The 10,056-nt window shown below is 71.2% G+C and carries 12 protein-coding genes; 5 read left to right on the top strand and 7 right to left on the bottom strand.

Annotated elements, in window-relative coordinates:
- Nucleotides 1–71: 71 nt before the first annotated feature.
- The 4 genes from CQZ88_RS17415 to CQZ88_RS17400 all read right to left on the bottom strand — a co-directional run bounded on the left by CQZ88_RS17415 (nt 72) and on the right by CQZ88_RS17400 (nt 2,927).
- Nucleotides 72–1,241, bottom strand: coding sequence for a globin domain-containing protein (locus CQZ88_RS17415; RefSeq protein ID WP_043796911.1), 1,170 nt, complete (start codon nt 1,239–1,241; stop codon nt 72–74).
- Between the two features lie 400 nt (nt 1,242–1,641).
- Complete coding sequence (locus CQZ88_RS17410; RefSeq protein ID WP_037201237.1) at nt 1,642–2,133, bottom strand: DUF6069 family protein; 492 nt, start codon at nt 2,131–2,133, stop codon at nt 1,642–1,644.
- A 45-nt stretch (nt 2,134–2,178) separates the two neighbouring features.
- The gene (locus CQZ88_RS17405) at nt 2,179–2,625 is read right to left on the bottom strand and encodes a hypothetical protein (RefSeq protein ID WP_065923311.1); all 447 of its coding nucleotides are present in this window, start codon (nt 2,623–2,625) and stop codon (nt 2,179–2,181) included.
- Nucleotides 2,577–2,927, bottom strand: a complete 351-nt coding sequence (locus CQZ88_RS17400; RefSeq protein WP_006932498.1) for a sigma factor-like helix-turn-helix DNA-binding protein — start codon at nt 2,925–2,927, stop codon at nt 2,577–2,579. The genes CQZ88_RS17405 and CQZ88_RS17400 overlap by 49 nt, the downstream gene beginning before the upstream one ends.
- Nucleotides 2,928–3,065: 138 nt before the next feature.
- On the opposite strand from CQZ88_RS17400, the gene CQZ88_RS17395 reads away from it, so the two are divergent.
- Nucleotides 3,066–4,049 (top strand): DUF389 domain-containing protein, encoded by a 984-nt coding sequence (locus CQZ88_RS17395; RefSeq protein ID WP_102800089.1) that lies wholly within the window; start codon nt 3,066–3,068, stop codon nt 4,047–4,049.
- Between the two features lie 9 nt (nt 4,050–4,058).
- Here the strand turns inward: CQZ88_RS17395 and CQZ88_RS17390 are convergent, their stop codons facing one another.
- Together CQZ88_RS17390 and CQZ88_RS17385 are read right to left on the bottom strand one after the other, a co-directional pair.
- Nucleotides 4,059–4,898, bottom strand: coding sequence for a triacylglycerol lipase (locus CQZ88_RS17390; RefSeq protein ID WP_102800088.1), 840 nt, complete (start codon nt 4,896–4,898; stop codon nt 4,059–4,061).
- A 47-nt stretch (nt 4,899–4,945) separates the two neighbouring features.
- Nucleotides 4,946–5,626: a class I SAM-dependent methyltransferase gene (locus CQZ88_RS17385; protein WP_043796830.1), complete on the bottom strand. Its 681-nt coding sequence runs from the start codon at nt 5,624–5,626 to the stop codon at nt 4,946–4,948.
- Nucleotides 5,627–5,884: 258 nt separating this feature from the next.
- Between CQZ88_RS17385 and CQZ88_RS17380 the strand changes: the two genes are divergently transcribed.
- The 3 genes from CQZ88_RS17380 (at nt 5,885) to CQZ88_RS17370 (ending at nt 8,616) form a co-directional block, all read left to right on the top strand.
- Nucleotides 5,885–6,715, top strand: coding sequence for an oxygenase MpaB family protein (locus CQZ88_RS17380; RefSeq protein WP_043796829.1), 831 nt, complete (start codon nt 5,885–5,887; stop codon nt 6,713–6,715).
- A gap of 93 nt (nt 6,716–6,808) precedes the next feature.
- The gene (locus tag CQZ88_RS17375) at nt 6,809–7,954 is read left to right on the top strand and encodes an LLM class flavin-dependent oxidoreductase (protein WP_006932509.1); all 1,146 of its coding nucleotides are present in this window, start codon (nt 6,809–6,811) and stop codon (nt 7,952–7,954) included.
- Entirely contained in the window at nt 7,951–8,616 is a 666-nt protein-coding gene (locus CQZ88_RS17370; RefSeq protein WP_050036127.1) for an FMN reductase, read from the top strand. The genes CQZ88_RS17375 and CQZ88_RS17370 overlap by 4 nt, the downstream gene beginning before the upstream one ends.
- A gap of 65 nt (nt 8,617–8,681) precedes the next feature.
- Here CQZ88_RS17370 and CQZ88_RS17365 read toward each other — a convergent pair whose 3' ends face one another.
- Entirely contained in the window at nt 8,682–9,329 is a 648-nt protein-coding gene (locus CQZ88_RS17365) for a maleylpyruvate isomerase family mycothiol-dependent enzyme (protein WP_029546648.1), read from the bottom strand.
- A 241-nt stretch (nt 9,330–9,570) separates the two neighbouring features.
- On the opposite strand from CQZ88_RS17365, the gene CQZ88_RS17355 reads away from it, so the two are divergent.
- A complete protein-coding gene (locus CQZ88_RS17355) occupies nt 9,571–10,017 on the top strand; it encodes a MarR family winged helix-turn-helix transcriptional regulator (RefSeq protein ID WP_080688420.1) in 447 nt (148 codons plus the stop codon).
- Nucleotides 10,018–10,056: the final 39 nt, after the last annotated feature.

Here is a 10,056-nt window from a genome sequence, read left to right as displayed (position 1 = left end):
GTGGTGCGCGTTCGCCACGGTCCTCAGCGGCCGGATCGCGCGGCTCAACCGGTCCTGACCGAGCGCGGTCGTCAGTAGAGCGGGTCGTGGCGGATGCGGTCCGCGGGCACGCCGGTGGCCTGCAGCCGGAACTTGGTCGCCTGGATCATGGCGGGGGACCCGGCGATCTGCACGTCGTGCCCCGACCAGTCCCCGGCCTCGGCGACGCACCGGCTCACCGGGCCCTCCAGGAGGGACAGCCCGGCCGGCGGATCGGTGGGGCCGGTGAACCACCACGGGTCGGTCGGCGACTCGGTCACGGGCACGACCGTCAGCCACGGGTTGGTGCGGGCGAGGTGCCACAGGGTCGGCAGGTCGTAGAGATCGCACGGGTAGCGCCCGGCGTAGAACACGGTGACCGCCCGCGTGGCGGGACGCCGGGCGAGGGCCATGAGCTGGGCCCGCATGGGGGCGATCGCGGTACCCGACGCGATCATCAGCAGCGGGCGCGGCCGACCGGGGCCGGGCCGCATCGTCTCCGCCCCCAGGGCGCCGATCGGTGAGCCGAGCACCCACGTCTCGCCGACGCGGGCGTGGCTCACGATGTACGGGCTCACCCAGCCGCCGGAGACGCGACGGACATGGAACTCCACGGCGCCGTCCGCGTCCGGCGGCGTCGCCGGTGACAGGTAACGCCACATGCGCGGCCGCCCGGGAACCTGCACGCTCACGTACTGTCCCGGCTCGTACGCCATCGGCTGGTCGAGCCGCAGGCGCACGACGGCGACGTCGTCGAGCGGTCTGCGGTGCTCCACGACGGTGCCCACCCAGGCGGCGGGGCCGGTTTCGGCGGCCGCGGCCTCGGTCATCGTGGTGGCGACGAGGTGCAGCGCGTGGTGCCATGCGTCGTCGAGCTCGGTGGTCCAGTCGTCGCCGGCGGCCTGCGCCACCGCATCGATCAGGGCCTCGGTGAGCGCCTTGTACTGCCACAGCTCGATGCCGTACTTGCGGTGGTCGCGGCCGAGCTGCTCGAGGAACGGGACGACGGTCTCGGGTCGGCTCAGCCGGTCCACCACGTGGACGACGGCGTGCAGGATGCGTTCGCGTTGCTCGCCCATGGCGGCGGGAAAGTACTGCCGGGTCTCGGGATGACGCGCGAACAGGTTGGCGTAGAACGCTTTCGACAGGGTTTGCAGGCCGTCCGGGCGGGCGGACACGGCCTCGACGTTACTGCGGATCAGCGCACACAGTCTCGGGTCCACAATGTCCGCCACCTCCGCGATCCTGTCCGTGTGCGGCGCGGCGCATGCCGGACGCGTCGCACCGGGGAGCGACTCTAGGGCGGAATACTGCTTGTCGCGAATCGCCCTGTGCCCGGAACGGTCGGCCGGGGAACAGATCTCGGGACGTACGTCCCGGGCGGTCGGGTACTTCGGTCCTGTGGACGAAGCATGTGGACGAAATGCCGGCGCCGCGTGTGCGACCGGCACCACCTGCAGGCGGTGCCCGCATCGCCGCGAAGGTGCCTGGGGAGGAACGGAAGACGCGTCGGTCTCCGTGCCGTAGGTCACGGTCGCCGGAGGGTGCGGCGGCGGCCCGAAGGTCCCGCGACAATCGGGACCTTCGGGCCGGTTCCCCGGGACGGTTGCGTCGCCCCGGTGGTTACCGCTGGGCTGCAATGCGGTTGCGCATCGCCTCGAGCCCCGCGACGACGACAAGTGCGATCACCACGTGCATCAGCGACAGCGTGATCGTGCTCGGGGTGTCGAAGTCGGCGACGATCGTCGACGCGATGGTGCCGAGCGCGGCCACCGCGCCGACGACCTCGGCGACGCGGATGATGCCGAACCAGCGCAGGCTGAGCAGCGCCGCGAGACTCATGCCGACGGTGAGCGGGACGACGGTCATGACGAGAACGCCGCCCGGGGCGGCGCTTTCGACGGTGTCGCCGTTGGTCACCTCGAACGAGCCGCCGGCGGCGAGGCCGACGAGCCACAGTGCGACGTTGGCGACGAGAGCCACGACGACCGGGACGAGCACCGCCATCGGACGGCTGAGCGAGAAGGCGGGCAGGGTCGACGTGGTGGTGCGGTCGAGAGGCTTGACAACACTCATGGTGTCCTCCGGAAGGGCCGATGAACTGACGTCGCTCATCGTTCAACCTCGAGTCGACTCGAGGTCAAGTCCGTTCCGCGCAAGCTATGCCGCGGCCACCGCGCACCAGTCCACGGTGACCGAACGGGCACCGGAATGCGCGAGCATCGAACGCACGGGGCCGCCCAGGCACAGCTGCCGGTCGAGCTCCCGCTGCTCCGCATCCGGGTCGCGGGCGTCGGGGGCGCCCACGAGGATCTCCGCCGGCTCGGTGCTGCGCGCACCCTCCACCAGCAGTCGCTCCTCGTCGACCACCCGCACGGGCACGTCGTCCGATCCGGCCACGTCGCCGACCAGCAGGGCCACGTAGTCGGCGTCGTCGTCGGCGTCGTGATAGGCCAGCAGCCGGCCGCGGACGGTGCCCGAGGCGACCCGGTGATCGAGAGTCAGCCCGGACTGCGTGGGTGTTCCCGCCGCGACGGCACGCAGGCAGTGCGGCAACGTCACCCGTCGTGAGGTCCAGCTGAAGAAGGCCCCACACCCCGTTTCCATGGCACTCGCTCCTCCTCGGTACGTCCGGGCGAGGTGGTCCCCGGTTCTGTGATCAGTGTGCGCCGGGGGTCCGACATGTTCCGGGAGTGGCCGAGCTGCTGCCGGAGCAGGTTCAGGGCGTGGTGCTGGGCGAGCCGGACGGAGGTGGCATCGGTGTTCAGGGCACGGGCCGTGTCGGTGATCGACAGGCCACACGCGATGCGCAAGTGCAGCACGGCACGGTAGCGGTGCGGGAGGGCAGCGATCAGCGTCGAGGGTCGTGTCGCCGCCTTGTCCGTCGTCACCGCCTCGTCCGTCGTCACCGCGTGCGTCCTCCTCCGTCCGGTGCGGGACATCGTGTCGCGACCGGTGTCCCGGACGGAAGGGACCGGTGTCCCGATCCTGTGGGCGCGCGGCGTCTGCTGTGATGCACTCGCGGAACGACGCACCAGGAGGCTTTCGTGAGACCCACCACCGAGGACATCGAGCGGATGACCTCCACCCTGTTCCTGTCCGAGGACGCCCGGCCCCGTTCCCGGCGCGCGACGTTCTGGACCTTGCTCGTACTGGCCGCGGTCATCGCCTCGGCGGGCGTCGTCGCGGACTCGACCGCCACCGTCATCGGCGCCATGATCGTGGCGCCGCTGATGACGCCGATCGTCGGGACCGCGCTGGCCGTCGTCCTCAACGACCACCGCAACCTGATCGCCTCCGCGCTGCTCGTCGTGGCAGGATCGGCCGCGGTGGTCGCGACCGGATTCGCGGTGGGCCTGCTCGATCCGCTGGACGTGCTCGCGCAGAACAACAGCCAGGTGGCGGGACGGGTCGCGCCGCGGATGATCGACCTCGTCGCCGCCTTGGCCACCGGTGCGGTCGGGGCCTTCGCGCTGGTGCGCCGCGATGTGTCCGACACCCTGCCCGGGGTGGCGATCGCGATCTCGCTCGTGCCGCCGCTCGCGGTGGTCGGCCTGACCCTCGAGTCCGGCGCGCCGCGGCAGGCCGGTGGGGCCCTGTTGCTGTTCGCCACCAACGTCGCCGCCATCGTCGCCACCGGCACCCTGGTCTTTCTGCTGGCGGGGGTGCGCGGGGCGGCGCACCGCGCCGGCCGTACGGTCGGGGACCTGCGCGGCCTCAGCGTGCTCACGGTCGTCGCCGCGGTCGTGCTCGTCGCGGTCCCCCTGGGGGTGTCCAGCACGCGAGTGATCCGGCAGGAGACGCTGAAGGCCGACGTCGCCCCCGTCGCGGAGCAGTGGGCGCAGGAGCAGGGCTGGGTGATCACCGACATCGGATTCCGCGAGTCCGTGCTGTGGATCGAGGTGCTCGGGCCGCCGCCCGAGGCGGATCCGGCGACCCTGCGCGACGCCCTGAACGAGGCCGGGCTGCGCGACGTCGACGTGGAGGTCACCCTCGTGATCGGCGGAACGCGGCGCCTGCCCGGCGGGTAGGGGCGGCGCTCAGCACACGACCGGCCGCGCCCCGGCCGGGTCCAGCGCGGCCAGCACCAGCTGCTCGGCGACCGGATCGTAGGGGATCGAGACGTGGTCGGCGGTGTTCGCGGGGCACACGTCCTGCAGCAGGATGTTCTGCGCGCCGGGCCCGGTGAGGAACGACGCCGTGTAGGGGATGATCACCTGGTCGTATCTGGTGGCGACGACCGTGTAGGAGACGCCCTCGACGGTGTCGCTGCCGGCGTTGAGCTCGGCGAGCACGGCATCCTGCGCGACCGACGGCGGCCCGAGCGAAGGGTAGTTCGCCGGCGCCAGCCCGGCGATGCGGCTGGTCTTGTCCGCCCCGCCGAGGAACCGCACGTACCACCGGGGGACGGCGCCGCCCTTGGAGTGACCGACGATGCTCACTCGCTCGGCGCCGGTTTCGGCCAGGACGGTGTCGACGAACGCCGCCAGTTCGCCGGCGGCGTCCGGGATCGGCTCGCGCGCCTTGAACGGCTCGCCCGGCGGTGCGCCGTAGTCGAGTGCGAACACGCAGTACCCCTCGGCCTTCAGCGCCGGTGCCAATCCGGCCCAGTTGGCGTAGGAGTTCTCGAGGAAGCCGTGGACGAGCACCACCGGTTCGGGGTGCGCCGGTGTGGGCACGCAGTCGACATCGTTCGTCCCGGCCGGGACGACGCCGGGATGCGCCAGCGAGTAGGCGAGCGCGGCGCCGAAGGTGCCCTGCGGCGGGCCGGTCGTTGCCTCTGCGGCACGCTGTTCGGCGCCCGCCGTGGGTGCGGCGGTCGCGATGCTGCACGCCGCGATCAGCCCTACGAGGGCGAGCCTGCCGACCATGTCGCCCATCCTCGCGTCCGGCGGGTGTCCGGGGGCGCGAAATGCGCGAAAGGGCGTCATCCCGCGGGCGTGGGCCGGATCTTCTGCTGCGTGACGCGCCACAGTCGCCGCGGCAGGCCGCCTTCCTCGAAGGCTTCCACCTGCGGTTCGGTGAATCCCTGCGCCAGACGCTCGACGAGTGCCCGATCGAAGAAGTGGACGACGAACCCGCCGTGCTCGGTCAGGTTGTCGCCACGGTCCGTCCCGGTGGCGAAGTGGGCGTCGCCGGTGTGCCGCACGGTGTAGACGTGCCAGCCGCCCGGGCGCAGCACCCGATGCACTTCGGTGCCGAGCGCGTCGATCTCCTCGGTGGTGAGGGCCATGTTGAAGAGCATGTGGCTGTAGACGGCGTCGACGGACGCGTCGGCGACGGGCAGGGGTTCACGCACGTCGTGCACGCGGGTCGTGAGCCGGTCGGCCACGCCGGCCTCGGCCGCGCCGCGCCGGAGTTCGCCGAGGCCCTCGGGCGCGTAGTCGAGCGCGGTCACCGACAACCCGGCCCGGAGGAAGGCCAGCGTGTCCCGGCCCTGGCCGGCGCCGAGTTCGAGGACCTCACGCACCTGCTCGCGGTCGAACAGCTCGAGGGCGCGCCGGGCTGGCTCGCTCGGTGCGGGCCCGTACATCGTCGGGTTGTCGCGATAGGTGCGCTGCCAGTGTCCGCGCTGGGCGTCCAGGGCGCCGCGGTCGACATGTTCCATGCCGTGCCTTCCTCGTGACTTCCGGCCGTGGACGGCCGGCCCTGTGCGGTCGGGCGCGCCGGCGTCGATGCCGATCGACACATGGTGCCTCGGCTGCCTCCGAGGGCGGGCCCGAATCGTGGACCCGGCAGACGGTCCCGCTCGCGTCCCGCTCCGTAGCGAGCACCCGGCGACGCTCGATCGAATGGTCTGCGGGCCGTTGAGGTGGGGTCGATGTGCAGCGTAAAGTGAGTACGATCGTTGTCAGATGGAGGGTGTATGCGGACGATCCGTACCGTCGGTGATCTTGTCTCGCCTCTGGGGGGATCGATCAACGCGGCGAATGTCATCATGCAACTGGCCGTGCCCGGAGTGGGGCAGGGAGTGATCGAGAGCGCGGTGCACTCCGGCCGGGCGGATCTGCATCCCGTCAAGCGCGCCCGCACCACCACGACGTACCTCGCGGTGGCGGTATTCGGCAACGAGGACGATCGCGCCTACGTGCGGGAAGCGGTACGGCGAATCCACGCCCGGGTCGTGTCCGGGCCGGATTCGGTGACCCCCTACAGCGCCAACTCTCCCAAGCTGCAGTTGTGGGTGGCGGTGTGCCTGCTGAAGTACTTCGTCGACCAGTACGAATACCTGCACGGTCCGTTGACCGACGCCGAGTACGAGCGGGTGCTTCGCGACGGGGCCACGTTGGGCACCACCTTGAACGTGCGGCCCGGGGCGTGGCCGGTCACGCGCGAGGAGTACGACAGCGTGTGGCGTGCGGGCCTGGACGAGGTGTCGATGACGGACGAAGTCCGTACCTATCTCGCCGCCCTGGCGGACCTCCGTTTCCTCGAGGTCCGGCTGGGCCGGGCCGGCTACGCGATACACCGAGCGCTCGGCCGCCCGTTCCGGCTCGTCACACGAGGAGCGTTACCGCCGGAATTCCGCGCGGTCATGGAATTCGAGTGGTCGTCGGACGACCAGCGCGCCTTCGCCCGGTACCTGCGCCTGCTGCGCGCCGTGCACCGGCTGACGCCGGGACTGTGGAGCATTCCGTGGAAGGCGTATCTGGTCGACCTGCGCCTGCGGCGCCGCTTGGGCCTGCCCGTCTTCTGACATGCCGCCGCGCCGGTGTCCGGGTGGCCGGAATATCGCCCGCACCGCACCGGTTCGTATAGTTGAGTAATCAACTATTGACGGAGGCTCATCGTGCAGTTCGGCATCTTCACCATCGGCGACGTGACCCGCGACCCCACCACGGGCCGCGTACCCACCGAGCACGAACGCATCGTCGCGATGACGGAGATCGCGCTGAAGGCCGAGGAGGTCGGGCTCGACGTCTTCGCGAGCGGCGAGCACCACAATCCGCCCTTCGTCCCGTCGTCGCCCACCACCATGCTCGGCTGGATCGCCGCCAGGACCGAGAAACTGATCCTTTCCACGGCCACGACGCTGATCACGACGAACGATCCGCTGAAGATCGCCGAGGACTTCGCGATGCTGCAGCACCTCTCGGGCGGCCGCGTCGACCTCATGATGGGCCGCGGCAACACCGGCCCGGTCTACCCGTGGTTCGGCAAGGACATCCGCCAGGGCATCCCGCTCGCGATCGAGAACTACCACCTGCTGCGCCGCCTGTGGCGGGAGAAGGCCCTCGATTGGGAAGGCAAGTTCCGCACCCCGCTGCGCGGCTACACCTCGACCCCCTGGCCGCTCGACGACACCCCGCCGTTCGTGTGGCACGGCTCGATCCGCTCGCCGGAGATCGCCGAGCAGGCCGCGTTCTACGGCGACGGCTTCTTCCACAACAACATCTTCTGGAACCGGGAACACATCCAGCAGATGATCAGCCTCTACCGCACCCGGTTCGAGCAGTACGGCCACGGCGCCGCCGACCAGGCGATCGTCGGCCTCGGCGGCCAGGTGTTCATGGCGGAGACCGAGGAGAAGGCCAAGCGCGTCTTCCGGCCGTACTTCGACAACGCCCCCGTCTACGGTCACGGACCGTCGCTCGAGGACTTCTCCGCGACGACCCCGCTGACCGTCGGCACCCCCGAGCAGGTGATCGAGCGCACCCTGGGCTTCGCCGACTACGCGGGCGACTACCAGCGGCAGCTGTTCCTCATGGACCACGCCGGTCTGCCCCTCGACGTGGTGCTCGAGCAGATCGAGATCCTCGGCCGCGAGGTCGTGCCCGTGCTGCGCACCGAGTTCGAACGACGCCGCCCGGCGCACGTGCCGTCGGAGCCCCCGACGCACGCCTCGCTCGTCGCCGCGGGTCCGGATTCCCCGCACCGCCTCGTGGTTCCCGCAAAGGTGGATCTGTCCGCCGCCGAGGAGGCCGACGCCCGATGAGCCGCCGCATCGTCGTCGTCACCGCCGGGCTCTCGCAACCGTCGTCGACGCGTCTGCTGGCGGACCGGATCGCCGCCGCCGTCACCGCGGCGGTCGGCGCGCGGGGTGAGTCCGCGGATGTCGAGGTGATCGAACTCCGCGATCTCGCAACCGATCTCGCGATCACGGTCGCCACCGGCGGCCTGCCGGCCCCGGCCGTCGCGCGGGCGCGTGAGCAGGTGTCGCACGCCGACGGTCTGATCGCCGTCACTCCGGTGTTCACCGCGAGTTACAGCGGCCTGTTCAAGATGTTCTTCGACGTGCTCGACACCGACGCGCTGAACGGCATGCCCACGATCGTCGCCGCGACCGCGGGCTCGGCCCGGCACTCGATGGTGCTCGACTTCGCGATGCGTCCACTGCTGACGTTCCTGCGCGCGGTGGTCGTCCCCACGGGCGTGTTCGCCGCGACCGAGGACTTCGGCGACGGGGAGGCCGGCGCCGCCCTCGGCAGCCGGATCCGGCGGGCGGCCGAGGAACTCGCAGCGCTCGTCGTCGGTGAACGGACCGGTGTGGACGGCTTCACGCCCGCGTCCTCCCCGGCGCGGCCGCGCTCGTCGGGGAACTCGCTGCGCGCCCCCGGCACGCCGTTCCAGGATCTGCTGCGCGCCCACATGGGTTGAGAACTCGTCGTACCGCGGTGTGGCGCGGAGCGGACCGGGCGGGCCGTGCCGCATCCGAAACCTGATCACCCGGCCGGCAACCGCGCGCGCAACTCGTCCGCGCCCGGCCCGGACACCAGGGGCAGCGCCACGCGGCGGCCGGTGAGCAGCAACAGGATCGCGGAGATCGGCCCCCGGATCTCCGGCCCCTCCCCGGCCGACCATTCGACGTCCGTGGCGGTGAGCCGGTAGCCGCGCAGCGGAAGGGAGCGGAAGACCCGGGCCTTGCCCCTGCCGCCGAAGGACCACACGCGGGTGGCCGCCGCGGCCGCCGCGGTCACCGGCATCTCGAGGTCGCGGTGCAGCGGGATCGCGATGTCCTGGCCGTGCACGAGGATGTCGCTCAGGGGCTCGAGGCTGGTCAGCCCCACGTTGCGGCGGCGGGAACCGATCGTCGCGCGCAGGTCCGCGATCAACCGGTCGGTCGGCAGGGTCGCCCGTCGGCGGGCGGCGGCGCAGATCATCGAGTTCAGCGGGCCGGGATGACGCAGAACCATCCGGACGCAGTCCCCGACGGTCAGCTGCTGCAGGGTCAGGTGGGCCGCGACGTCGCGTACCGTCCAGCCGTCGCACAGCGACGGCTGTACCCATTCGTCGTCGGACAGCTGCCCGAGCAGGTCGGCCGTGCGTCGTCGCTCGCTGTCGATCGCGGCCCACACCTCGTCGTCGTTCATCGCCGGAGCCTTCCGTCTCAGCGGAACACCGGTGGCCGGGTCCTGGTGCGTTCGAGCTCGAAGACGTCCGCGAAGCCGGACAGCACCCGCGCCCTCGAAGACGCGCACGGCGTCGTGGCCGCGGGGAATCGAGTCCCCGGCGATCGGTTCGCCGGTCATATCGCACCTCCCGGACGGGCACAATCAGTACGATGTTGGTACCAATATAGTTCGATGATCGGACTATCGGCAAGGGAGGATGATGGCCGAGGACCTCAGTGCCGCCGTGCTGATGTTCATCGCCCAGCGCTCGGCGGAGAACCGCATTCTCGCGGCGCTGCGGCGCGCCGGCTACGACGACATCACGCTCGCCCAGGCGCGGGTGGCCGCCCGGATCGGACCCGGTGGGACCCGGCTGACAGTTCTCGCCGAACAGGCCCAGGTGGCCAAGCAGACAGCCAGCTTCCTCGTCGACCAGCTCGAGCGGGCCGGCTACGTCGAACGCACGGTCGACCCCACCGACGCCCGCGCGCGACTCGTGCGGATCGCTCCGCGCGGCGCCGAGGCCGGCCACGTCGCCCGGGCCGAGGAGGCGCGGATCGAGGCCGAGTGGACCGAGCATCTCGGTGCGCGCCGGATGAAGCAGCTGCGCGAGGCGCTCACCCTGCTCCGTGAGATCACCGATCCGTATCGGCCGTCGGGGGAGTAGTCGCCCGGTCACGTCCCACCGGACGTGGGGCGGTCATCC

Origin of the sequence: Rhodococcus sp. ENV425, assembly GCF_002887785.1 — a bacterium.
Lineage (GTDB): Bacteria > Actinomycetota > Actinomycetes > Mycobacteriales > Mycobacteriaceae > Rhodococcus > Rhodococcus aetherivorans.
The sequence above is the reverse complement of the archived record's forward strand: the minus strand, read 5'-3'. Positions and strand labels throughout refer to the sequence as shown.